We start from the raw sequence: 24,144 nt of genomic DNA on the forward strand, positions 1-24,144 counted from the left end.
AATTGATTTAGTGGAATGGAGAGTATAAATGATAAATAAGCTACAGTATGAATGTGTAAATGAAAAACATACAGAACGGGTTGTTTTTTTAAATCCACTGGGGGCTACATCTCAGGTATGGGATTTATATAAGAAATCCCTGATCAACGATTTTGAAATAATATTAATAGATTATCCAGGATTTCAAAATACCGAATACCATTATGTATCAAGTATTCAGGAATTAACCCAATTGGTCACAAATACAATCAATGAACTTGATGAAAAACCCTTACATTTAATTGGGTATTCTTTTGGGGGGTATGTGGCTCAAAATTTAGTTATGAATAGCAATTTAAATGTTAAAACTTTAACACTAATTGGCTCTTCAAAAAAAGTATTTAATCAAGGTGAATCTTTAACCAGTGAATGGATAAAAATATTAAATCATATGGGGCTAGAAACTTTTTTAAAACAGCTAGCATTGTGGAGTTTTCACACTAAGACTTTTGAAATAAATCCACATACCATGCGAATGTTTACTATTTCTAGTATAAGAGGATGCTCGGATAAAAGAGTTTATGAAAATCAACTAGAACTAATTACTAACTATAAGACTAATATGGAATTGGAAAAAATTCGTGTTCCTAGTCTTATAATTTGTGGAGAATATGATAATTTGTACCCGAAATTTTGTTCGGAAGAATTAAAAAATTCAATAAAAAATGCAAGATTAATAGAGGTGAAAGATGTAGGACATGCTGTTCCCTGGGAGGATCCTAAAAAAGTATTGGGAGAAATATATAATTTTTTGAGGGTGAATAATAAATGATTGATACAAAATTTAAAAGCATCATTGAAGTAATGGAATCATATATAGAGAGAAATTTAATTCAAACCGGACAGAGTTTTTTTAATAGTAAAGATAAAACATTTGATTATATTAGCTATACGGACTTATCCTCTCAAGCTTTCAGTATAGGTGCTAAGCTAATAGATAGGGGTGTTGAGCAAAGGAATTTATGTATGATTGTATGTTCAAACCCAAAATACCAGGTTTTATACTTTTATGCTTGTTTATCTATTAATGCAATTCCTCTAATAATTCCAAGTCCTAAGGTATTAAGTGGAAATGATTCTTTACTTAAAAAAATTAGATATTGGGCCAATAATAAGTTTTCAAGCAGAACATTCATTTTAGTTGAAGAAGCTAATGTTTTTGAAATTATTGCTTCTCAGTACAGCCCATTAAAGGTTATTAAATGTGAAGAGATGGAGTATTCAAATTTAAGAAAAGAAAGACCTATTAATCATACACCATCCGCTAATGATATTGCTTACTTTCAAATGACTAGTGCATCTACTGGTGATGGAAAAGCTGTAGCAATATCTCACGGTAATATCATTGATAACATAAATGGTATACACAATGCAGTAAAGTGTAAACAATCTGAGAAGGTATGTAGTTGGTTACCACTTTATCATGATATGGGATTAGTGGGTGCTGAATTATTTAGTTTTTATCATGGTTTCGATTTATTTTTGATGTCACCTTATGAGTTTTTGCGTAAACCTATAAGATGGTTAGAAACAATAAGTAATAATAAATGTACATTATCTCCGTCACCTAATTTTGGTTTTGAATATGCTTCTAGATATATCAACTTAAATAGAGTAGAGGATTTAGATTTATCAAGTTGGAAAGCAGGGCTTAATGGAGCAGAACCCATTCGGTCTAAAACGTTATCTGAATTTTATGTGAAATTCAAAAGATATGGTTTTGAACCTAATGCTATTTTACCAGTATACGGATTAGCAGAAGCTACACTAGCGGTAACATTTTCAAAAGTTGGAGAAAAGCCTATGTATGTAATCGTAGAGAAAGGGTCTGTTAAATTAGGAACTAATATTGTTATTAAATCTTCAGGGGTATTTGATCCTCTAAATCCACCTAACATTAACCCGAAAAGTGAAATATTATCTTTCTCAGTGGGTACTGCAATACAAGGACTAAAAGTACAAATAATTGATGAATTACAAAACATTAATAATGAAGAATTAATGTGTGGTGAAATATCAATTCTTGGAAACTCAATAGCAATTGGGTACATTACAGCAGAAAAGAAAGATATAGAAAGCTTTGAGAAAAAAATTAATACTGGTGATTTAGGGTTTATTTATCAAGGTAATCTATATGTGTTAGAGCGAATAAAGAATTTAATTATTAGAAATGGTGAGAACTATTTATCGAGTGATCTAGAAAATTATTTATCTACGATTCTTGGATTACCGGAAGCTAATATAGCTGTTTTTGAAGAGGATTTATTTAATGCAGAGAGTAATATTATAGCTCTAATAGAAATAAAGCCTACACATGATATTGAATCAATTTGTGAAATTTTACAAAATAATGAAGTTATAGATTTACCAATTAATAGACTTATACTAAGTCATAAGACAAAAATACCTAAAACTACAAGTGGGAAAAAAAGACATTTTTTGTGCAGAGAATTGTTAAATAATGAAAAGATTGATGTAGTTCAAGAAATCATTTTATAGGATGGTGAAAAATGTTTAAAGAAATTGACATAAACCTAAAACAAAAGCCCTCTTCTTATTATCAAAGAGAGATTAGAAAAAAATTACCTAAAGAGATTTTTAAGAATAATCCTCAAAGATTACTATGGTTATTTTTTCATTTATTATTAATCATTCTTTGGAGTTCTATCATTATCTATACACAGAATATATTAATTCGGTTATTATGTTCAATATTAATTGGAAATAGTTTAGGTACATTAGGTTTTTTAGGGCACGAGATACTTCATGGAACTGTAATTAGGGGAAAGAAGGCTATGCTATTTTGGGGCGGAGTTTGTATGCTTCATTGGGGATTACCTCCACAAGTTTGGATTGCATGGCATAATAAACAGCACCATCATCACACTAATAAATGGTTCGATGATCCAGATTGTTTTGGACCGGTAGGGATGTATAAAAAAAGTCGTTGGGTTCAGTTTATGGAAAAGTTAACTCCAGGATCTGGTACGAAGCGAAGCTATGGGTTTTTATTCTACTGGTTTTCTTTGCACACAGTTTATAATATTATGAAAAATCCTAAGGCATTTAAACTGGAAAAAAACCGCAAATATGGATTGATGTATTTTATCGGTGTCTTTATTGTTTGGTTATGTGTATCAAGCTTATTAACCAATCAAGGGTGGATTTTTTTACTGTTAATTCCATTAACAATAAGTAATTTCGTTATGATGAGTTATGTAGCTACGAATCATTTTATAAGTCCTTCAACGGATAATGTAGTAGATCCTTTAATTAATACATTAACTGTACGTTCTAATAAATTTGTTGAAAAAATGCATTTACAAAATAATTTTCATATCGAGCATCATTTATTTCCTGATATAAATCCTTCACAAGCAGAAAAAATTAGGAATGTATTAAAAGAAAGGTGGCCCGAGAGATATCAGGAGATGCAACATATGGAGGCTTTGAGGTTAGTGTATAAAACTCCTAGATTCTATAGTAAATATACAGAATTGGAGAATCCAAGAACAGGTAAAAAATCAGAGACACTACTTTCTCATTATTTGGATATATAAATTACTAATAAATAAATCTAAGGAGAATGTAACGTATGGGAAACATGGATTTTCTTCTTCGGGGAACAGTAGCTTTACTTTTAATCTTATTCACTTCAAGGGTTTGTGGAGCTTTAGCATTAAAAATAAAACAACCACGTGTAGTAGGAGAAATGGTGGCAGGAATTGTACTTGGCCCATCATTATTTGGACTATTATTTGGTGATTGGCAACAATCTATCTTTACTCCCCAGGTTAGCACATTATTATCTTTTCTGAGTAATTTAGGTCTAGCGTTTTATATGTTTACAGTTGGAATGGAGTTAGACTATAAATTATTTTCTAAAGATAATGTAAAAAAGGCTGGATTTTTAGCTATTTCAGGGATTGTTACTCCTTTAGTTTTAGCTGTACTTACAGCAATAATGCTATATGAACAGCTCAGTCTAAAAAGTGTTCCTATATTAACTTTTGCCTTATTTATGGGTGGAGCTCTTTCGTTAACGGCCTTTCCAATGTTAGCTAGGATACTTCAAGAAAGAAATTTGACAAATACTAGGATGGGCTCTCTTACGATTATTGCTGCAAGTATTGATGATGTGAGTGCGTGGATTCTTTTAGCATTGATTAATGCTCTAGCACTGTCTAACAGTTTTATTGGTGGAATTAAAACAGCTATATATGGTGCAGTTTTTACGCTTATTTGCTTATGGATAATTAGACCTTTTTTAAATAAGTATATTATGAGGTTAGAGAGGAGAGGTGAGATAGGGGAAGGGACACTGGCTTTAGTAATTATGTTAATACTGGGAGGAACATGGTATACGGACTATGTAGGAATATATTCAGTGTTTGGTGGCTTTATATTAGGTTTAGCAATGCCACGTACACCACTTTTTAAAAAATATATATCAAATAATTTAATAAATATTACAGTTGTATTCTTGGTACCTATCTTCTTTACTAATTCAGGATTGAAAACTAATTTTAGTAATCTTATGAACATTGACTCTTTCATACCATGTCTTATTATTTTATTAGCTTCATTTGCTGGTAAATATGGAGGAGCTACTTTAGCCATGAAAAAAATAGGATTTAGTTGGAGAGAAGCTTCGGCTATTGGTGGACTTATGAATGCCAGAGGGCTAATGCTTTTAATATTTATTAATCTAGGAATTAGTTACAATTTAATTTCTCAAGAGTTATTTTCCATATTAGTTTTAATGGCAATCATTTCAACAGCTGCTGCGATGCCAATCTATAATGCTTCGTTACCTAATTCTTATGAAGAAAAAATTAAGAAAGAGGTACAAATAACATCAAAACCAGTTCTAAGTAAATAAATTGAGGTGTTTACATGGAAAACTTTAAAATGAAAAATAAGGGACTGGGTCTCGTGAAGCCTGTAAAAGAATTAATTTTAGAACAAGCTAAGTTAGACCCTTTTACATGGTTTAAAGAAATGAGAAACAATACTCCAATAAGATATGATGAAGAAAGAGGTTGCTGGGATGTTTTTAACTATAATGATGTTCTTAATATATTAAAAGATTATAATAATTTTTCGTCAGATCGGCCAGAGCCGGTTCTAGTAAGCAGTATTATTCGTATGGATCCCCCTAGGCATACACAAATGAGAGGGATTATTTCAAATGCTTTTACGCCAAGGCTAATTAAAGACCTTGAACCTAGGATACAGGATATAGCTAAAATATTAATTAATGAAACACTACCTAATGAAGAAATGGAAGTTATTCAGGATTTTTCTTATGCTTTAGCTATTATTGTTATTGCAGATTTATTGGGTGTACCATCAGAAGATCATTATCTTTTTAAAAAATGGTCGGATATTATTGCCAAGGGGGCCAACGATGATAGTCCTAACGCTTTAAGAGAAGTTATACGTGAAAAAAACGAGGTAAGAGAAGAATTAAATGTATATTTTTCAAAGATTGTAAGTCGTAGAAAAGAAAATCCGAAAAATGATTTAATAACAAAATTAGTAGAAGCAAGAATTGAGGGTGAGGGATTAACCCAAATAGAAATATTAGAATTTTGCCATTTACTATTAGTTGCTGGAAATGAAACCACTACTAATTTAATTGCAAATTTGATTAGAAGAATAGCAGAAGATGATAATTTAGAGAATCAATTAAGGTTAAATCCACATCTTATTAAAAACGCCATAGAAGAAACATTAAGGTTTTATCCCCCAGTATTAAATACTAGTAGATTCGCTGCTAATGATTTTAATCTGCGTGGTCATCAAATAAAAAAAGGGGATCAGGTTATATTGTGGATTGCATCAGCGAATCGTGATGAGAAGCAATTTAAAAACCCAGATACCTTTGATATCAACCGAGTATCAATTAAGCATCTTACTTTTGGTCAAAGTATTCACTTCTGTTTAGGAGCGCCTTTAGCAAGACTGGAGGCAGAGATAGCGATTCAAACGTTATTAAAAATGGTAAGAGATATTAAGTTTAGTAATAGTAAACTTAATCCAATTCAGAGTTGTTTAGTGTATGGATGTACAGCGTTGCGAATTAAATTTAAGGTATCCGAATGAAAGAGTTGAATTTTTTTAAATGTAAACAAGTTATCGAAAATAATAACATTCATATTTGGTTAATAAATTTGGAAATATACAAAAAGGAAATAAATAATTTGAAGGCAATTTTAAATTCAGATGAATTATCTAAATCAGAGGCTTTTTATTATCGAAGCGACCAAGAAAGATTTATTGTGGGTAGAGCTATACTACGTATAGTATTAAGTTACTATTTAGATATCCTTCCGAAAGATATAGTTTTTTATTATAATCATTATGGAAAACCATACATACTAACTAATACTATAGATTCTTTGGAATTTAATATTACTCACTCAAATGAAATGCTTGCTATTGCGATCGCTAATAGAAGTGTTGGGATTGATATTGAATATATGTATTGTGGTAGAAATTTAGAAGAGTATATGGAGAGTTTATTCACTACTTATTTACAGAAGGATTTAAGAATGAACACGAGTGAAGAAAAACAAAAAATACTTTTGAGACTTTGGACAGTATTAGAATCTTACGTAAAAGCAACGGGTAAAGGAATAAGATATCCCTTAAGTACTGATATAAGAAATATAGTAAATCAGCATACGAAAAATCTTATTAATTCTAATTTTGAGATAAGTATAGATACTTGTTTTTTATTTAAAAAGATTGAAATCAAGGATTATATCTGTACTTGTTGTATTTTAGAACCTCTTGATAAATTTATCATTTTTAGAGATGAATTTATATTAGAGTTACCATACTATTTCGAGAAAATTGTACGCTAAGGAATTTATAAGGGTTATAGAGATTTGATGAGCGTTTTGCAACAATTTATAAACGTGATAAATTTAGATTATATAGGGAAGCAAGTTATTCCTTCTAATTTTATTGCTAAATCTCTTAGAGTTAGTACAGTCATATGGACACAACTGAGTTCAGTCCTTACAATGGGTTTCAAGGAGGAAGTGTCCGTATGACAAACAAGAAATTTAATAAAGAGTTTAAAAAATGATTGTTGATATATCATTCGGGACAACCTGTCAAACAATTAAGCAGCGAGTATGGCGTATCAGAGGTAACCGTTTATAAATGGATTAAAGTATATTCTCCTATCACATCAGTTGATGAAGACGAAATAACACTAAAAGATCTAAAAAGAATGAAAAAAGAAAACATTCGTTCCATTATCTTAAAAAATACAAACCACATTTATCAAGATCAACTGTAGAAGAACGGACAAATCTATTAAAACAGGACTTCTCTACAACAACAATTAATGAAAAGTGGGTGGCGGATATCACCTATATTCATACGCAAAAAGAAGGCTGGTGTTGCCTTACATCTGTGATGGATTTGTATTCTAAAAAATTGTTGAATATTCATTTTCACGAAATATGACAACAAATCTTATGGTAAAAGCGTTAGAAAACGCTTACTATACATGGAAACCACCAAAAGGTCTCATTCTACATACTGACTTAGGAACGCAATATACAAGTCAGGAATTTCAAACCTTACTCGCGAGTTATAAAATCAGACCTTATATCGAGGGATGGTATAACCGCAAGAGAATTCATAGTAGCCATTGGCTATAAAACTCCCCAAGCAATAGAAAATCTAGCTAAAAAAGTAGCTTAGATTTAACTTTGTTGTGTCCAAAATATTGACTCAAATCCACCTTTATTTTTGTAGTTATTTTTTTACTATAAACCTACTTGTACCACATACCCTTCAAGATAAACTAATATGACTCAGGCTTCACCTAGGATTTTCCCCTACAAGTATAAAAAAATTTTTTTACCATCTGCACAAGAATTAAATCTTATACGTATATTTAAATTAGAACGATTGTACTAATGATAAGGAGGGGATTTATTTGAATAAAAGGCGTTATGATAGCGAAGTTACAAAAAAGGATATTATGGAGCATGCCTCTCTTTTGTTTTCTCAAAAAGGATATAATCAAACATCAGTCGGGGATATTGCAAAAGCCTCTGGTTACAGCAAAGGACATATATATTATCATTTTAAAAACAAAGAACAATTATTTGTTCTCTTAGCACAAGAAACTATGCAAAATTGGTATGAAAAATGGGCAGCAAAAGAGTCTACTTACTCAACAGCAACTGAAAAACTATACGGTATGGCAATTCATGTCCTTTATAATTACCAAACGCCTTTATTAAAATCAGGCCAAGAGTTTTCTTCAAACCCAAAATCTAGTTCTGAATCGGTCAAGAAATTATTCGATTTAGCAATTGTACCAATGAGTACTTATCGAGCAATTTTACAAGAGGGAATCGAAAAAAATGAGTTTGAAGATGGAAATCTAGATGAATGGACTATATTGCTAGGAACATGGCTTGGGGGGTTATGCCAGCTTACGAATACAGAAGAGTTGAAAGCGCTAGAACCTCTGTTTAGCCAAGCGATTACAATCTTTTTAAAATCTATAAAGAAAGGGGGAAATGAAAATGAAGATTGGGTTAATCGGTGACAGTTTAACTGAAGGTCGTCCAGGAGTGTCTTTTGTTAATATAGTAAAGCGAAAATATCCAAATATCAAATTTTTAAACTTTGGTAAACCAGGGGAAACAGTTAAAAGTTTGCATACACGATTATCGAAGACAAAATTAGAATCAAATTTTGTCTTAATTTTCCTTTGGATTGGTACTAATGATGTTTATTCAAAATTATTGAAGGTGCAAGCCCAACCAATTGTAGAAGATCACCGAGAATTTAATGATTATTTCAGCAAAATGCTAAATATGGTCATTCCTTTTTCTAAGTATGTTGTTGTGGTCTCACCGGCAATAGTAGGAGAAAATTTAAACAATCAACCAAATTGCGAGTTAAGGGATTTGTCTTCTGTTATTGAAAATATCTCGAAACAATATTCAAATGTTAGTTTTCTGGATATTCAGTCAGTCTTTGAGGAACGACTGGCTAATGTGCACAGTTCAGACTACATTAGCACAAGTGTTATGACAGTGATGAAGGATGTACTTTTTTATAGAAATCCAGTTCGAATCGATCGATTATCCCGTAAACGAGGACTTCATTTGACTTTAGATGGTATTCATTTAAATAGTGAGGGTGCTTTATGTGTGGCAGAGAAATATGCATTGATGATAGATCAACTTTTATTCGCTAAAAGTAGTACCATTCAGTCACAAAAATAAATGAATTTATGGGGGATTGAAATGGAAGAAAATAAAAAGGGTGCTATTGTAACAGGTGGCGCATCAGGAATTGGCAGAGCTATTTGTAATGAATTATCTTCTCAAAATGTATTTATAGTTATCACTGATATTAATAAGAGGGAAGGAAAAGCGTTTGAAGAAAAGCTTAACCAAGATGTTTTAACTTCTAGATTTATGTATTTAGATGTTACTGATTACAATTGTGTGGAACGTGTAATAAAAGAAATATATGAAGAATTTGGCAGGTTAGACTATCTATTTAATAATGCTGGAATCTCTATGTATGGTGAATTGTATGATATGTCGATAGAAAACTGGAAAGAAATCATTGATATCAATTTATGGGGAGTTATTTATGGTACTCAAATAGGATATAAGATTATGAAGGAGCAAGGATTTGGACATATAATTAACACCGCATCTGCCGCAGGGCTTGGTCCATCTCCTATAGCTTCAGCTTACTCTACAACTAAACATGCTATTGTAGGTTTAACAACCTCTCTTCATTATGAAGCGGAAGAGTTTGGTATTAAAGTAAGCATACTTTGCCCATAAAAACTTGCAAAAATCGCCATCAATGGAGTCCATAAAAATAAACTTATAATCTGCCCTATGCCACTACGCAAAACAATGGATGTCATATTTACAATCTTCCCTTCAATGCATCATGCATTAGGAAGGTTTATTTGCAAAGTAGTTAGAGAAACGAAAGAATCATCTGACTCAAATTTATAATTACTTCCTATAAAGTATATCATTCCATTCGGCAATCTTCTATGCTTCGATTATCGGAACGCTCCTGAGTCACTGACAATCGTATTTTGGAATCATGAAGAAGATGATGTAGAAAAGAAGCAGTATATCCAGTTTGTTCAACTTTTCAACAATTGCTTGATAGTTTACGTGCTTGTCTTAGATTTATCTATTAATTAATAAAACCTATACTTAAATATTACAATCATAAAAATAGTGTTACATTTTTAAATAAAAAGGTGTAATTAATAATATTAAAAGACAAAATGTTGAAAGTTTAATTAAAAATCACTTTGAGCTGATTACCAAATATTATAATGATAGGGAAAAAGAACTAATTCATAGTTTACAATTTGAAAAACTATGAATTAGTTTGAATTAATTTATTAGGGGGAAGGCATGTATGAAATCAACTGGAATTATCCGAAAAGTGGATGAACTTGGAAGAATTGTTATCTCAAAAGAATTAAGAGACATGTTAGATATTGGCATTAAATCACCTTTGGAAATATTTGTAGAAAATGAAAGGATCGTTTTAAAGAAATATGTACCTTACAACACTTGTCAAATAACAGGGGAAGTATCGAATGATAATATTTCACTTGCAAATGGTAAAATTATTTTAAGTCCTGAAGGGGCAAAATATTTAATTCAAGAGTTAGAGAACTATTTAGTAAAATAATGCTTTGATTTCCATTGCTTCATAAATAAGTATTGTATTTTTAGAAATAAAGTGAGATTATTTTATTATCTCTACATAATAATTAGTATTAAAGGCACCAAAAGTATAGATAGATTTCATGATTATCATTTTACATTTTAGTATGCTGTAACTAAATTAGTTTACTGTTTTATGCGCTAATAAAACATGGTTTCACAATTTTAGGAGGTTTTTTTCGAATGAAGTTACGTAAGGTGCAAAGTCTGCTACCAATATCTGCAGCAATGATTACACTAATCTCAAATCCAGTAGAAGCAGATGCTTCAACCTATACTGTCAAAAAAAATGATACTCTAAGTGATATAAGTAACCAATATGGAGTATCCGTTCAATCTCTGAAACAAGCTAACAATAAAACAACTTCTCAAATTTATGCTGGGGAACGTTTAACGATTCCAAATGTATCGAAGCCAAAACAACATACACCACAATATCATGCAGCTGAGTCTCATTCAACATACCAAGTCATTTATCAAGTAAAAAGAGGCGATACATTGGCATCTATCGCGCAACAATACAATGTTTCCATCCAACTTCTTAAACAAAATAATCATATAAACAGTGATAAAATTTATATAGGTCAGCACTTAAAAATTGATACAGGTCTTTCGCTACAAGAAGTCGATTTAATGGCCCGCTTAGTAAATGCTGAAGCTGGGGGAGAGCCGCATAAAGGGAAAGTTGCGGTAGCCAAAGTTGTTTTAAATCGTGTTCATGCAAAGGATTTTCCAAACACAATTACAGGTGTCATTTATCAACCTATTAAAAATGGTTATGCTTTTACACCAGTTACGGACGGAAGAATTAACCAACCCGCTTCACATGAAGCAAAAATGGCAGTAGAAGAAGCACTTACTTCAAAAGGCGAAAATGCCGATTGGTTATATTTTTATAATCCACAAACAGCGACTGATAAATGGATAACAACACGTCAAATCGTTGCGCAAATTGGAAATCATGTGTTTGCTAAGTAAAAAATTCATACTGATTTTACCTATATAAAAGTGATGATACATAACAAAATGCCTACGAATGGTTCATTTCAATCGTAGGCGTTTTGTGTGCCTAGTTATATAAAAAGCAGAATCTTGTAAGTAGGATTCATTTTTTATGTTATAGTATAGATAATCGAATAATTCAGAAAAACAGAAAGATAAGGAGGACTATTTATGGCTGATACGCAAAACAACGGAAATAAAAATTTTTTTAAAAAGCGTTTTTATAATGTGTTAACCTCTATACCTCTTGTAGTGATTGCTTTAATAACAATATACTCATTAGATTTTGGATTTACTCACTTTCTATTATTAACAGGCATTACAACTATTATTTTAATGATTCAATGTATTTACTATTATTTAGCGTGGAAAAATTATACAAGTAATTCTTAAATATAAAATAGATCCCCCTTGTTATTTTTCCAAAAGACACTTAAAAGGAAGTGATATTGTAGCACTACAGATTGATAAGTAAAGGTAATACCTATAAATATATGGAAAAAGTAGAGGCTATAGCTTTTACTTTTATAGCCCTTCCAACAATTCAAGTTCTTTTTCTACAAATAACATCAAATTTTTTATTGTGTCCTCAGAAAAATCAAAGCGGATTCCAGCTGCTTCATACACTTCTTTCAAAGACTTTGAACTCCCCAAAGATAAAGCCTTTTTATAGTTTTGTAGGGCTTCTTTTGGATTTTCTTTATATTGTTTATACATGTTTAATGCACCAATTTGTGCAATCGCATATTCGACATAATAGAATGGCGCTTCAAAAATATGTAGTATAGGCAGCCATCCAGTGGAGATCCAATGTTCATATCCATTTATATTTACTACACTTGACTGATAAGTTTTATATAATTTCAAATACGTGTCATTTCTCTCTTGAATAGTGTGGTTGGGATTTTCATACATCCAGTGTTGAAATTGATCAACGATAACCATTGCGGGTAAATACTTAATAATATTTTCAAAGAAATCTATTTTTGCTTGCTTTAAATTATCTTTATTTGTATAAAATGTATCCCAATGGTCCAATGAAAATAATTCCATTGTCATACTAGCTAATTCAGCAGCTTCCATTGAAATCGTTTGATATTGATGTAACTCTAAATGTTTCATGCATTCATTATGAATACTATGACCCATTTCATGTAGAAAAGTAAGCGCATCATATTGCGTGTAATTCAAATTCATAAAAATAAAAGATAATTGAGAAACGGGTAAATACTCACAAAAGCCACCAGCAGCTTTTCCTTTTCGACTTTCTAAATCTAATAAATTATTTTTATGCATTCGCTTTAACAAATTCGAAAAAGAAGGGTCTAAATCATGCAAAATAGAAGAACTTTTTTCAATCAATTGCTCTTTATTTTTAATAGGTTTTAAAGGTTTTTTATTTGGTGCTACCGCTGCTATATCCCATGGGCGAAGGGCATTTACTTCAAGGGCAGCTTTTTGTTTATGAAGTATTTTATCTAGAAGCGGTACAACATATTTACGGATAGATTCCGCAAGTTTATAGCAATCCTCTGGTGTATAATCAAAGCGTTCATATTTTTTAAACATATAATCACGATAATTATCTAATTGAACATTCTTTGCTTTTTGATGCCGAATTGTAATTAGTCCATTAAAAATAATTTGTAATTCCTTTTCGACAGATAAAAACTTTTCTGAAATAAGAATTTTTGCTCTTTTACGTATAGTTCGATTAGGGTCTTGTAAATAAGACTGCAATTCCGTAATTGTTTTTTCTTTCCCGTCCCATATCTCAGTTAGGCTTCCTGTAATTTCATAGTATTGCGTCACTAATTGATCTTCTTTTACTTCTAGCTCAATGTTTTTTTCGCTAAATAAGGATTGTGCATTTTGAATCTTTTTATCTAGTAGATCATAAGTATCGGGATTAAGTTGCATCCGAAAAGGTGATGCTAAATATTTCTGATCAAACAAGCTTTGATAACGTTTTAAAAGAGGGCGTACATGTTGCTGGTCATGTTCAAACACATTTTTAATTTCATGATTGTCAGTATTACACTGAAAATCGATATAATGAACTCTTAATTGTTCTTCAATTTCCCATATTAATTTTGACTGCTTTTTTAACCAATTCCTAAGATCTTTCTCTGAAGAAATGGGAGTATCTAATAAAGTAGACAGCTCCTGTTCTAATTTTTTTATATTACTTATGTCCATCGTATGAGATTGTGGCATTTATATCCCTCGCTTTTATTTATTCATAAAGATATTCTTCTTTTTTATGTTAATCCCTTTTTTATCCAAACTTTTTGAGTCAAATGCACCGAGAATGATTCTAATTGTGATAGTATGTTAGGAAGAAATTTCTCGCGACATAATTGTTAGAAATACTTAAGTAGACAAGTCTTATTGCTATAACTAGCAGGGGTATCTTTTCGATGTAACATTCGAAAAAGGACAAGCATATACTGTTGATACCCATTAACTTTAGTAACCTCAGCTTTCGTTAATAGGGCATCTCACAATCCCTGAAAAAGAGCACTTACGGAAATAAGTGCTCTTTTCTAAATTTCATTAAAAATGAGACAGTCAACATAGCATTTTCGTTTAACACCGAATAACTCATTCGTAAAGTGATGTAACAGATAAGTTATACCTAATAAAAAGAAGCATCTACTTCGTTTGTTTTTAAATGAATCAATGATCACATATGAAATTGTTAAAAGAAGGAATGGGACAAATGGTTTATTACATATATAGAAAGAGGTTGAAAATCGATGCAGGCTATTAGTATTCGATAATAAAACAGAAATCTTTTATAATATAGGAGGGAGATAAAATTTTTATTAATTATATGATTATACATGGTGATGGGAGTGTTAATAGTTGCGAACAGGGAAAGTGTATCTTTATGTATTTCATACAATGTCAGACTGGGAATATGGATATTTAATTGCTGAACTAAATTCAGGAAGGTGTTTTAAAAAAGATTTAGCACCTTTAAAAGTAATCACAGTAGGAGTTAATAAAGAAATAATCACTACAATGGGAGGATTGAGCATAAAACCAGATATTCCTCTTGATGAATGTACTCTTGAGAGTAAAGATCTTTTAATTTTACCTGGGGGGAATACTTGGAGAGAAGAAATTCATCAACCTATCTTAAAAAAAGTTGGCGAAGCTTTAAAGCTTGGTACTATTGTTGCTGCGATTTGTGGTGCAACTGAGGCTCTTGCGAATATGGGATATTTAGATTTTAGAAAGCACACAAGTAATGACTTAGAGTATCTTAAAATGGTTTGTCCTAATTATAAAGGAGAACCATTTTATGAGAAGCAACCTGCGGTATCTGATGAGAATTTAGTTACTGCATCAGGATTAGCACCTCTGGAATTTACGATCGAAGTACTGAAAAAATTAGATGTATTTGCACCCGATACGTTACATGCATGGTATAACCTAAATAAGACTCATAAACTTGAATACTTCTTCCAATTAAGGAATTCGATAAATAGATAAGTGAAAAAACAGTGGAAGTTAGGGATTCAAAAATGTACTTCGACAAATTGTCAATCATATGCTGTAGTAGTAAATACAGCTATTTACATAAAGAAAAGGATAGATATTACAGAACGATTCTCTGCTATCTATCCTTTTCTTTATGTAATAAAAGAATGCTAGTATGTTTTTTAATTCACTTTCTTTATGAACCCTCTATAATGACGCTTTACCAGCTGGCTTTCTAATGTTTTCATTGTTTCTAATGCAACACCTACAATAATGAGTAAGCTTGTCCCACCGATTTGTGCGGAAGGTGGTAGTGTCGCAATTTTTGAGAAAATGACTGGTAGAATCGAGATGGCGCCTAAAAAGATTGCACCAATGAAAGTTAAGCGGTATAAAATGCTTGTGACATATTGTTCGGTTGCTTTACCAGGGCGAATGCCAGGGACATATCCATTTTGTTTTTTTAAGTTCTCTGCCATTTGTTCTGGGTTAACTTGAACGAATGCATAGAAATATGTAAATGCAATAATGAGCCCTACGTAAAGAGACATTCCAATTGGATGGGCAGAGTTAAAATTTTCACCTATCCATTTTGAAACACTCAAATTTGGGAACAGCTGCGCGATTGTTTGGGGCATCATTAAAAAGGCAGAAGCAAAGATGACTGGGATAACGCCAGCGCTATTTACTTTAAGAGGCAAATGCGTGTTTTTTGCTCCTTGATATTGATTGGTGTTTGAAACTGCTTTTGCATATTGAATAGGGATTTTCCGAATTGCTTGCTGGATGTAAATAACACCGACAACGATTACTAATATAACGAAAGCAATTAATGCTATTTTGACAATATGCATAAAGAGTTGATCGCCAGCATTTTGAAATTGTTGTAAATAAATCTGGTTTACAACGTTTGGAATCGCCGCAACAAGCCCTGCAAAAATCAGTATCGAAATCCCATTTCCGACGCCTTTTGCAGTAATTTGCTCCCCTAACCAAAGTAAAAAGGCAGTACCAGCAGTTAGCACGATTGCGATAAATAGATAAGTCGTCCAACTTGTATTTGTAATTAATTGTCCACCTGCTATATTGTTAAAGCCAATTGACATGACAATGGCTTGAATAAATGCGAGAATGATTGTAAAGTATCGAGTGAATTGAGCTAGTTTTTTACGGCCCATTTCTCCTTGCTTTGCCCATTCTGTAAATTTAGGTATAATGTCCATCTGCAATAACTGAATGATGATGGAAGCTGTAATATATGGTGTAATACCAACAGCAAAGATTGAAAAGTGCTGCAAAGCTCCTCCGCCAAATACATTCAGCATACCTAGTACATTAGCTTGATCTTGTATTTTTAAAACTTCTGCGTTTGTATGAGGAACTGGAATAAACGTGCCAATCCGAAAAACAATTAGCATCGCAAGTGTAAAAAAGATTTTTCGCCTTATCTCAGCTACTCTCATGAAATTTGAAATTGTACGAAACATTATGTCGCCTCCTGTATTGTTATCAGCTTTATCAAACTGATTATGATATCCCGGTAAATAAACCCACAAACCTCCTTCCGTTTCATATTCAATTGACAAATTTTATAATTTTCCTGGATATACAAATACAAGGTTTTATATGCGAAACATTTTATTTCGTAGTCATCCGATATTCATAATATACCTAATAAATAAAAAAATGTACATATATTTACAGTGAAAGAATGAAACTTTACATGATTTTAACTTTCCAACGAATCGTTCCATACGATAAGGTGTCTTTTTTATGTTAATATAAGCATGATAAATATCACTGCGAATAAAAAAAGGAGTTTACTATGTCAATTATCGATAAATTAAAGCTTAATAAATACAATAATATGGCGGTTCTGAACCAACCAACTGATTACGATGTTTTTCCAAATCAATCAACACCTGTAAATAAAGCGCATGATGCGATTTTTATTTTTGTAGAAACACTTGATGAAATGGTGGAACGAACCAAGTTTATTATCCATAATGAAGACCTTTTACTTGAGAAGGGGTATTTATTTTTTGCTTATCCGAAAAAAGGAAATACTCGTTATCCGACATTTATTCATCGTGATGACATATTTCCTGCATTAAAAGTTGGAGAAGATGGTTATGTCGACAATAGTGATATGAAATTTTCACGTATGGTAAGCATGGATGATGTTTTTACAGTGGTCGGTTTAAAACGTGAAAAAAGAAAGGAAAAGAAAGCAGCTGCTTCTAGCCAATGTGTAGATGATTATATAACTCATGTAAAGGATGTTGAAGCGTTACTAGCTGCGTATCCAGAGGAGCTTCAGTTTTATCAAAGTTTAACACCTGGCTACCAAAAAGATTGGGCGCGTTATATCTTTTCTGCCAAGCAGCAAAAAACACGTGATAAACGTCGACAACAGATGACAGAAGTTCTTTCGCAAGGATATAAAACAATGGATTTATATCGCAGAAAGAAAAAATAAGATGTTCGTATATAAGAATCATCCCCTTTAAATCCTCTGTATAATTAGGTTTTAAAGGGGATTTTCTTTCATTGCTAGCATATAAGATTTGTACCGTTTTTGCTAACATTTCAACTCTTTCCTGCGAACAAGTTATTTAGCTTGTATATATGATGAAGTAATTGTATTTTTTTCTTTTGAGAATATTGATTTAAGAGAGAATGCATTAAATTTAGGCGAAACTGTTGTGTTAGAAGGAGAAATTAATCCTTTATTAACTGAGCTTCGCAAAATTGAAAAAGAAATATGGTGCACATTTATTAGTTGATGATGCCCATAGTATCGGAGTATTCGGGGAAAACGGTCGTGGTACATGTGAGCATTTTGGTGTTGAATCTTATCGCAGGTACATTCAGTAAATCTTTTGACAGTTTAGGAGGATTTGTTGTCGGTGATGACGACATTATTGATTTTATTTCGCATAATGGGAGAAGTATGATTTTCAGTGCGAGTATGATTCCTTAATAATAGGGAACTTTTGTATATGTTTACGGAATTGATAAGTGTAGTGCACCAGAAAACATATTAAGAACAGTGAAGGTCATACTATTTTTTTCATATAACAGGAATTTTAATACTATTAACGAAAGTGTATGTTAACAAAAAACATAAGGAGAAACAATATATGGGGAAAAAGGTACTGTTTTTTGGGGATTTTGGAATTGATGATACAATAGCTATCATATATGCGCATTTAACAGATAAAATTGATGTTATTGGCATTGTTGCAGATTATGGAAATGTACCTAAAGATGAAGTTATTAGAAATGTTCGGTTTTTACTTAAAAGTGTAGGAAAAGAACATATAAAAGTTTTTGGTGGGGCAGAGCATTCCATGTCTTCAGAAGCTGAAACTTTTTATCCGGAAGTTCACGGTCAGTTTGGAATTGGACCCATTCAACCAGGGCTAGCGCTTGAATCATTTGAGAATTTTTTCGAAGTTCTCACACTTATAAAGCAATATAAAAATGAACTTATTATTGTGAATACTGGAAGGTTAACTTCACTTGCAACTTTATTCCTTCTATATGGAGACGTGATGGAAAACGTGCATTCTTATTATATTATGGGAGGAGCGTTTCTTTATCCGGGTAATGTCACTCCTATTGCAGAAGCAAACTTTTATGGCGATCCTGGTGCAGCTAATATAGTAATGAGATATGCAAAGAATCTATCTATTTATCCTTTGAATGTTACACAATCAGCTATCGTGACACCAGAAATGGTCAATTATATTCATTCTAAAGGGAAAACTAAGTTTTTGAAACCTCTTTTAGATTATTACTATTTTCAATTTTATCAAAAAAAAGTCCCTGGAATACAAGGGAGCCCGGTTCATGATGCGCTCACTTTGATTGCGATTAATCGAGATGATATTTTTACGTACTTGCGATCGGCAGTGACAGTTAATGTACTTGATAATGTACGAGGACAAAGTATAGGAGATTTTAGAAATACATTTGAACCAGAAACATACGGTAATCGTCCAAAACATAGGATTGCGATGCAAATGAATTACGAACAGTTTTTTAAGGAGTTTATGACTGTGATGACTGGTGAATTATTTTAACTTCTGTTACCATAAAGGAGAAACAAGTTGTTTCTTTCCCTTCACCAGATAACTTGTAGTTGTATTTATTTTTCGTAGTTGCATGCTCTTCTCCAGTCATCATCTAGTTATTAACGTTTAATTAATTGTTTATAAGTTGTTGCTTTTGAGGAACAAAACATAGAAAGTTACAGTGTAAAGCCGACGCTTTCATCATTTTTATCCGAGTCACTTACATTGGTTACGCTAACACCATTAAAGATTGTACATGTATTTCCTACGCTTGAGGAACCAGAACCATGATAACCTTTATCCATTGCTATTGGTTGTATATTGTACTTATCACCTAAATTAAATGTTCCGTTACAATTTTCGATAATGACTCCTTCAATCACGGAAGGCATATGACTCACTCCTTTGTATTTTGATACATAAACCACTTTCACAAAACAAATCAAACGAGTTTTAATGTATTAGTATGTAAGTAATGTTCATAAATTGCATGATTTTTTTATTAGATTCACGATAAGTTAAAGTACAGTTCAGTATGTTTTTTTCGAAATGATGAACGAGACGTAAATAATGAATACCATTCAAGAATTATCAATAGTATACTAAATACAGTTCTAAACAACGCAGAAATATATTTAGAATTTGTGTATAAACAATAGAACGGAAAAGGTGTTTGAAATGAAATCATATATTGTAGTTGGAGCTGGGATTCTAGGATCATCTGCAGCTTATCATCTTGCTAAGGCAGGAGCACGGGTTACATTAATTGATCGTCAAGATCTAGGACGAGCTACAGATGCGGGAGCAGGGATTGTATGTCCATGGCTTTCACAGCGCCGCAATAAAGCTTGGTATAAAATCGCTAAAGGCGGTGCAAAATACTACGCTTCTTTAATTCAGCAATTAGAGGAGGACGGTGAAACAGATACAGGCTATAACCGAGTAGGAGCAATTAGTCTTCATACAGATGATAAAAAGTTAGATCAAATGGAAGAACGAGCATATAAACGTCGTGAAGATGCTCCTGAAATTGGAGAAATTACTCGTTTATCGAAAGAAGAGACAAAACGATTATTTCCACCATTATCAGAAGAATATAGTGCTGTACATATAAGCGGGGCGGCAAGAGTGAACGGAAGAGCATTGCGACAGGCTCTTATAAACGCTGGAAAGAAACATGGTGTCACTTTTATCCAAGGAGATGCCGCGTTAATTCATGAAGAGAGTAAAATAAAAGGTGTTACAGTAAATGGGGAAACAATGCTAGCAGATCAAGTCATTATTACTGCAGGTGCATGGGCAAATGAGATTTTAAAACCCCTAGGCGTGAATTTCTTAGTTACATTCCAAAAGGGGCAAATTGTTCATTTGCATATGCCAAATACAGATACTGAAAATTGGCCTGTTGTTATGCCGCCAAATGATCAATATATCCTAACGTTTGAGGACGGCCATATTGTTATCGGTGCAACACATGAAAACGATACAGGGTTTGACTGCCGAGTAACTGCAGGTGGTTTACACGAAGTATTTGCTAAAGCTTTATCTGTTGCTCCGGGGTTAGAAAATAGTACAATGATTGAAACGCGCGTTGGATTTAGACCGTTTACACCAGGCTTCTTACCTGTTATTGGACCGTTACCTAATTTTGAAGGAATTCTTGTTGCAAATGGTTTAGGTGCTTCAGGATTAACCGCTGGACCATATCTCGGTTCCGAACTGGCAAAACTCGCTTTAGGGAAAGAAATAGAATTAGATTTAAGGGATTATGATGTAGCGGGAGCGATTGAATCATTATAAAGCAAAAAAGATTAGGCGTATACACCTAATCTTTTTTTGCTTTTATATAGGAACTATTAAAACAAAATAGCTTTTCTTATATATTTATGCTATTATTTTCTTTTATCATAAAAGAGGACGTGAACCAATTTGATTAAAATTGATATACCTGCAGTTGATATTTCTATTACAGAAAGAAAACAGATTATAAAAGGCGATGAACCAAGAATTACTCCAATTCATGGATTTATTGATTTTCATCTATTCCCAAGAGACAAAGGTGGCATTTTTATGTTTTATAACATTCATGATGAACTGTTGTTTGTTGGGAAAGCAAGAAAAATTAGACAACGCATTAAAAAACATTTCGAGGACAACGTTTCTCCAATGAAAGCACATCGTGATGAAGTATACCGTATTGATGTATGTCTTGTTGAAGATCCAATGGAAAGAGAGATTTACGAAACGTATATCATTAACACACTTCAAGCGAAATATAATATTGATAAAGTATTTTATAAATAAAATAGCAAACCAAAACATGACCTAGCACTATTAAGGTCATGTTTTTTTATATCGAAATGATTAATAACAAGTAAATCTGAATATATACTGGTACAAGCAAACGAGAAAGGGGGCAATCATGAACTGGTTAGAAGCTTTTATATTAGGAATTATTCACGGATTAACGGAATTTTCACCTAGATGATTCAATATTAAAAAAGCATTCTCTTAAATTATTTGCGTATTATGTATGGGTTCTAGGCATCTATATTTCAATTTCATAATCCGTAAATATATTTTAAGTGGGAAAGACTTTGGGAGAATAGGAGTTGCTAAAACGAAAATAAAAATTAGTGTTAACAAGTGGAAAAAAGAAATGGAATAGGAAATGAAACAGGAATCTATTATTAAAAAAAGAATTTATTATATTTGAGTATTTAGAAAGGAATAATTTTGTACATATTCCAGTCGAGAAATAGAGTATAAAACGAAATTTCTTTCATTATGTTTGGTAAGCATATTTAACATGATAAAGGGGAAATGCATAGTGAAAAATTCACGCTATCCAATTGGGGAATTTCATTGCGGAGAAACGATTACTAAGGAACAAGTGAAACAATGGATTCAAGAAATCGAACATTTACCTGCAAAAATCGATTAGGGTGGTAAGGAAGTGATAGAAGTTGAATTTGTTATTGATACGAATGGTCAAGCATCACTTATTTCATACAAAAAGGAGAGTTAAAAATACGTTCCAACCATCCTTTTTGTATTTTTATAACTTTTTAATGTATGTTGTTCCAAAAAATACGGGGTTAAACTTTTCGTTTTGCATAAACATACAACTTATCGGGTTGTATATTCTGCTAAGGCCTTTTGAATACTTAAAACACTATCATCATTTTTAAATTCTTTTATAATAGGCGCCTCCATGCTAGATACCCAAATTTTTAGTTCAGCATCTAAATCAAAATGACCGGAAGTTTCAACACTGAATTGTGTAATACTTTTATACAGGATAGAATGATATTCTATTTTTTTACCCGTTATACCTTGCTTATCAATTAAAATCATTCGTCGATTTGTAAAGACGATTAAATCACGAATTAATTTATAAGCATATTCAACGCGCTCATCACGTAGCATAATGTTTTGTAAATCACGCTCTACCTTTTCTATATTTGTATCAGATGCATTTCCTAAAATACCGCTAAATAAACCCATGTAAGATTCCTCCTTCTTTATAATCCATATGTATATTGTACCATGTTATAGAATAGGAGAAGCTTACAAAGAAAAACGAGATTCGAATCAAGTTTGCAAAGAAAAGTTGACACTTCATACCAAAAATTTGTGTCAAAATAAAAACAAGAAATGAAAATAGAGGTAGGGAAAATGAAAAATATCGGTTTAGTATTAGAGGGCGGAGGAATGAAAGGCTTATATACTGCAGGTGTGCTTGAATATTTTATGGAGAATGTTTTATTTTTTCCTTATGTAGTAGGCGTTTCTGCAGGAGCATGCATGGGAGCAACATATTTATCAAGACAAAAAGGGAGAAATAAAAAAGTAAATATAGAATTAGTATGCGACCATCGTTATATATCATATCGAAACTTTATTAAAAAGCGGGAATTATTTGGTATGGATTTTCTTTTTGATGAAGTGCCAAATAAACTTGTACCATTTGATTTTCAAGCCTTTATGAATGCAAAGGAGCAGTTTGTAATTGGAACGACAGACTGTGAATCCGGACAAGCGCTGTATTACAATAAACATGAGCATGGGAATGATATATTAAAAATCATTCGTGCTTCAAGTTCTGTACCATTTATTGCGCCTGCTGTAGAGTATGGAGGAAGAAAATTGTTAGATGGGGGAATTATTGATCCTATTCCTGTTCGTAAGGCACAAGATGATGGATTTCAAAAAAATGTTGTCATTATGACAAAGCCAGCAGGATATCGAAAGCATCCCAATCCATTTTCGAAAATGGTGAAATGTTTATATAGACGCTATCCGAAAGTCGCAAATCTTCTAGCAGAACATTATCAATTGTATAATGATACCATTTCTTATATGAATTCTCCTAAACAGAACAGTAACTTTTTTATCATTCAACCAAGCCTTCATCTTCCTGTGAGCGGAATTGAAAGAAATAAGGATAAGTTGATTCATTTATATAATCTTGGATATGAAGACGCCAAAAGGCATTATAAGCAGTTATTAAACTGGATAGAGAAATGATGATAGAATTGCTACGCATCGATTATTTGATAACAACATTACCAAGTAAAACAAAAGCCACACAGATAACTCGTTTGCGTGGCTTTTGTTCATAAAATATACAGGATTATTAACTTGTTTATATAGGAATTTGTCTATAAATACAAGAAATACATAGTTAACATTAATTATTTGTTATTCGTTTTAAGAGAATTATTTTCCTTCAAAATACGAATTCAATTAAAAGAAATGTATTTTGAAGGAAA

Annotated in this window: 22 protein-coding genes and 3 pseudogenes; 21 read left to right on the plus strand and 4 right to left on the minus strand. The window is 32.0% G+C overall.

Going from position 1 to position 24,144, the window contains the following annotated elements; all coding sequences use genetic code 11:
• Positions 1-28 precede the first annotated feature (28 nt).
• The 13 genes and pseudogenes from MR059_RS06460 (at position 29) to MR059_RS06525 (ending at position 12,194) form a co-directional block, all read left to right on the plus strand.
• Complete coding sequence (locus tag MR059_RS06460; protein ID WP_242161644.1) at positions 29-811, plus strand: alpha/beta fold hydrolase; 783 nt, start codon at positions 29-31, stop codon at positions 809-811.
• Positions 808-2,538, plus strand: a complete 1,731-nt coding sequence (locus MR059_RS06465; RefSeq protein WP_242161645.1) for an AMP-binding protein — start codon at positions 808-810, stop codon at positions 2,536-2,538. The genes MR059_RS06460 and MR059_RS06465 overlap by 4 nt, the downstream gene beginning before the upstream one ends.
• 11 nt (positions 2,539-2,549) lie before the next feature.
• Positions 2,550-3,599 (plus strand): fatty acid desaturase family protein, encoded by a 1,050-nt coding sequence (locus MR059_RS06470; RefSeq protein WP_012094313.1) that lies wholly within the window; start codon positions 2,550-2,552, stop codon positions 3,597-3,599.
• Between the two features lie 35 nt (positions 3,600-3,634).
• Positions 3,635-4,921, plus strand: a complete 1,287-nt coding sequence (locus tag MR059_RS06475) for a cation:proton antiporter (RefSeq protein WP_242161646.1) — start codon at positions 3,635-3,637, stop codon at positions 4,919-4,921.
• A 14-nt stretch (positions 4,922-4,935) separates the two neighbouring features.
• Entirely contained in the window at positions 4,936-6,147 is a 1,212-nt protein-coding gene (locus MR059_RS06480) for a cytochrome P450 (RefSeq protein WP_012094314.1), read from the plus strand.
• The gene (locus MR059_RS06485) at positions 6,144-6,911 is read left to right on the plus strand and encodes a 4'-phosphopantetheinyl transferase family protein (protein WP_012094315.1); all 768 of its coding nucleotides are present in this window, start codon (positions 6,144-6,146) and stop codon (positions 6,909-6,911) included. The genes MR059_RS06480 and MR059_RS06485 overlap by 4 nt, the downstream gene beginning before the upstream one ends.
• Positions 6,912-7,138: 227 nt before the next feature.
• Positions 7,139-7,764, plus strand: a pseudogene (locus tag MR059_RS06490) (DDE-type integrase/transposase/recombinase).
• A gap of 238 nt (positions 7,765-8,002) precedes the next feature.
• Complete coding sequence (locus MR059_RS06495) at positions 8,003-8,623, plus strand: TetR/AcrR family transcriptional regulator (RefSeq protein WP_012094317.1); 621 nt, start codon at positions 8,003-8,005, stop codon at positions 8,621-8,623.
• A complete protein-coding gene (locus tag MR059_RS06500) occupies positions 8,601-9,308 on the plus strand; it encodes an SGNH/GDSL hydrolase family protein (RefSeq protein ID WP_179196701.1) in 708 nt (235 codons plus the stop codon). Before MR059_RS06495 ends, MR059_RS06500 begins: the two co-directional genes overlap by 23 nt.
• 21 nt (positions 9,309-9,329) lie before the next feature.
• A pseudogene (locus MR059_RS06505) lies at positions 9,330-10,064 on the plus strand (SDR family oxidoreductase).
• Positions 10,065-10,485: 421 nt separating this feature from the next.
• Positions 10,486-10,764: an AbrB/MazE/SpoVT family DNA-binding domain-containing protein gene (locus MR059_RS06515; RefSeq protein ID WP_242161647.1), complete on the plus strand. Its 279-nt coding sequence runs from the start codon at positions 10,486-10,488 to the stop codon at positions 10,762-10,764.
• A 218-nt stretch (positions 10,765-10,982) separates the two neighbouring features.
• The gene (locus MR059_RS06520; protein ID WP_242161648.1) at positions 10,983-11,777 is read left to right on the plus strand and encodes a LysM peptidoglycan-binding domain-containing protein; all 795 of its coding nucleotides are present in this window, start codon (positions 10,983-10,985) and stop codon (positions 11,775-11,777) included.
• 195 nt (positions 11,778-11,972) lie between these two features.
• On the plus strand, positions 11,973-12,194 hold the full coding sequence (locus tag MR059_RS06525; RefSeq protein ID WP_242161649.1) for a hypothetical protein: 222 nt from the start codon (positions 11,973-11,975) through the stop codon (positions 12,192-12,194).
• A gap of 132 nt (positions 12,195-12,326) precedes the next feature.
• On the opposite strand, the gene MR059_RS06530 is transcribed toward MR059_RS06525, so the two are convergent.
• Positions 12,327-14,018 carry a M3 family oligoendopeptidase gene (locus MR059_RS06530; protein WP_242161650.1) on the minus strand — a complete coding sequence of 564 codons (1,692 nt, stop codon included), beginning with the start codon at positions 14,016-14,018 and terminating at the stop codon, positions 12,327-12,329.
• Positions 14,019-14,669: 651 nt separating this feature from the next.
• Here MR059_RS06530 and MR059_RS06535 point away from each other — a divergent pair.
• The gene (locus MR059_RS06535; protein ID WP_012094324.1) at positions 14,670-15,302 is read left to right on the plus strand and encodes a type 1 glutamine amidotransferase family protein; all 633 of its coding nucleotides are present in this window, start codon (positions 14,670-14,672) and stop codon (positions 15,300-15,302) included.
• Positions 15,303-15,472: 170 nt separating this feature from the next.
• On the opposite strand, the gene secY is transcribed toward MR059_RS06535, so the two are convergent.
• On the minus strand, positions 15,473-16,777 hold the full coding sequence (secY, locus tag MR059_RS06540; RefSeq protein WP_087094944.1) for a preprotein translocase subunit SecY: 1,305 nt from the start codon (positions 16,775-16,777) through the stop codon (positions 15,473-15,475).
• Between the two features lie 338 nt (positions 16,778-17,115).
• Here secY and MR059_RS06545 point away from each other — a divergent pair, with 338 nt between their 5' ends.
• From MR059_RS06545 to MR059_RS06555, 4 genes and pseudogenes are all read left to right on the plus strand, one after another.
• Complete coding sequence (locus tag MR059_RS06545; protein ID WP_242161651.1) at positions 17,116-17,769, plus strand: YdeI/OmpD-associated family protein; 654 nt, start codon at positions 17,116-17,118, stop codon at positions 17,767-17,769.
• A gap of 166 nt (positions 17,770-17,935) precedes the next feature.
• Positions 17,936-18,040 (plus strand): annotated as a pseudogene (locus MR059_RS22460) (DUF1259 domain-containing protein); the annotation flags it as partial.
• Positions 18,041-18,114: 74 nt separating this feature from the next.
• Positions 18,115-18,273: an aminotransferase class I/II-fold pyridoxal phosphate-dependent enzyme gene (locus tag MR059_RS06550; protein ID WP_242161652.1), complete on the plus strand. Its 159-nt coding sequence runs from the start codon at positions 18,115-18,117 to the stop codon at positions 18,271-18,273.
• A gap of 160 nt (positions 18,274-18,433) precedes the next feature.
• A complete protein-coding gene (locus tag MR059_RS06555) occupies positions 18,434-19,378 on the plus strand; it encodes a nucleoside hydrolase (protein WP_012094327.1) in 945 nt (314 codons plus the stop codon).
• Positions 19,379-19,545: 167 nt separating this feature from the next.
• Here the strand turns inward: MR059_RS06555 and MR059_RS06560 are convergent, their stop codons facing one another.
• Positions 19,546-19,761 (minus strand): spore germination protein, encoded by a 216-nt coding sequence (locus tag MR059_RS06560; RefSeq protein ID WP_012094328.1) that lies wholly within the window; start codon positions 19,759-19,761, stop codon positions 19,546-19,548.
• 286 nt (positions 19,762-20,047) lie between these two features.
• Between MR059_RS06560 and MR059_RS06565 the strand changes: the two genes are divergently transcribed.
• Positions 20,048-21,169 (plus strand): NAD(P)/FAD-dependent oxidoreductase, encoded by a 1,122-nt coding sequence (locus MR059_RS06565; protein WP_012094329.1) that lies wholly within the window; start codon positions 20,048-20,050, stop codon positions 21,167-21,169.
• Positions 21,170-21,298: 129 nt separating this feature from the next.
• A complete protein-coding gene (locus MR059_RS06570; protein ID WP_012094330.1) occupies positions 21,299-21,673 on the plus strand; it encodes a nucleotide excision repair endonuclease in 375 nt (124 codons plus the stop codon).
• An 825-nt stretch (positions 21,674-22,498) separates the two neighbouring features.
• Here the strand turns inward: MR059_RS06570 and MR059_RS06575 are convergent.
• Positions 22,499-22,876, minus strand: a complete 378-nt coding sequence (locus tag MR059_RS06575; protein ID WP_048722987.1) for a PH domain-containing protein — start codon at positions 22,874-22,876, stop codon at positions 22,499-22,501.
• A gap of 171 nt (positions 22,877-23,047) precedes the next feature.
• Here MR059_RS06575 and MR059_RS06580 point away from each other — a divergent pair, with 171 nt between their 5' ends.
• On the plus strand, positions 23,048-23,899 hold the full coding sequence (locus MR059_RS06580; protein WP_242161653.1) for a patatin-like phospholipase family protein: 852 nt from the start codon (positions 23,048-23,050) through the stop codon (positions 23,897-23,899).
• Positions 23,900-24,144 lie beyond the last annotated feature (245 nt).

It is taken from the genome of Bacillus cereus group sp. BfR-BA-01522 (assembly GCF_022662635.1).
GTDB lineage: Bacteria > Bacillota > Bacilli > Bacillales > Bacillaceae_G > Bacillus_A > Bacillus_A cytotoxicus.

What these genes read in the sequence shown, in the direction of transcription:
- MR059_RS06460 (WP_242161644.1), top strand. Translation starts at nt 29, where the DNA reads ATGATAAATAAGCTACAGTATGAATGTGTAAATGAAAAACATACAGAA.
- MR059_RS06465 (WP_242161645.1), top strand. Translation starts at nt 808, where the DNA reads ATGATTGATACAAAATTTAAAAGCATCATTGAAGTAATGGAATCATAT.
- MR059_RS06470 (WP_012094313.1), top strand. Translation starts at nt 2,550, where the DNA reads ATGTTTAAAGAAATTGACATAAACCTAAAACAAAAGCCCTCTTCTTAT.
- MR059_RS06475 (WP_242161646.1), top strand. Translation starts at nt 3,635, where the DNA reads ATGGGAAACATGGATTTTCTTCTTCGGGGAACAGTAGCTTTACTTTTA.
- MR059_RS06480 (WP_012094314.1), top strand. Translation starts at nt 4,936, where the DNA reads ATGGAAAACTTTAAAATGAAAAATAAGGGACTGGGTCTCGTGAAGCCT.
- MR059_RS06485 (WP_012094315.1), top strand. Translation starts at nt 6,144, where the DNA reads ATGAAAGAGTTGAATTTTTTTAAATGTAAACAAGTTATCGAAAATAAT.
- MR059_RS06500 (WP_179196701.1), top strand. Translation starts at nt 8,601, where the DNA reads ATGAAGATTGGGTTAATCGGTGACAGTTTAACTGAAGGTCGTCCAGGA.
- MR059_RS06515 (WP_242161647.1), top strand. Translation starts at nt 10,486, where the DNA reads ATGAAATCAACTGGAATTATCCGAAAAGTGGATGAACTTGGAAGAATT.
- MR059_RS06520 (WP_242161648.1), top strand. Translation starts at nt 10,983, where the DNA reads ATGAAGTTACGTAAGGTGCAAAGTCTGCTACCAATATCTGCAGCAATG.
- MR059_RS06525 (WP_242161649.1), top strand. Translation starts at nt 11,973, where the DNA reads ATGGCTGATACGCAAAACAACGGAAATAAAAATTTTTTTAAAAAGCGT.
- MR059_RS06530 (WP_242161650.1), bottom strand. Translation starts at nt 14,018, where the DNA reads ATGCCACAATCTCATACGATGGACATAAGTAATATAAAAAAATTAGAA.
- secY (WP_087094944.1), bottom strand. Translation starts at nt 16,777, where the DNA reads ATGTTTCGTACAATTTCAAATTTCATGAGAGTAGCTGAGATAAGGCGA.
- MR059_RS06545 (WP_242161651.1), top strand. Translation starts at nt 17,116, where the DNA reads ATGTCAATTATCGATAAATTAAAGCTTAATAAATACAATAATATGGCG.
- MR059_RS06555 (WP_012094327.1), top strand. Translation starts at nt 18,434, where the DNA reads ATGGGGAAAAAGGTACTGTTTTTTGGGGATTTTGGAATTGATGATACA.
- MR059_RS06560 (WP_012094328.1), bottom strand. Translation starts at nt 19,761, where the DNA reads ATGCCTTCCGTGATTGAAGGAGTCATTATCGAAAATTGTAACGGAACA.
- MR059_RS06565 (WP_012094329.1), top strand. Translation starts at nt 20,048, where the DNA reads ATGAAATCATATATTGTAGTTGGAGCTGGGATTCTAGGATCATCTGCA.
- MR059_RS06575 (WP_048722987.1), bottom strand. Translation starts at nt 22,876, where the DNA reads ATGGGTTTATTTAGCGGTATTTTAGGAAATGCATCTGATACAAATATA.
- MR059_RS06580 (WP_242161653.1), top strand. Translation starts at nt 23,048, where the DNA reads ATGAAAAATATCGGTTTAGTATTAGAGGGCGGAGGAATGAAAGGCTTA.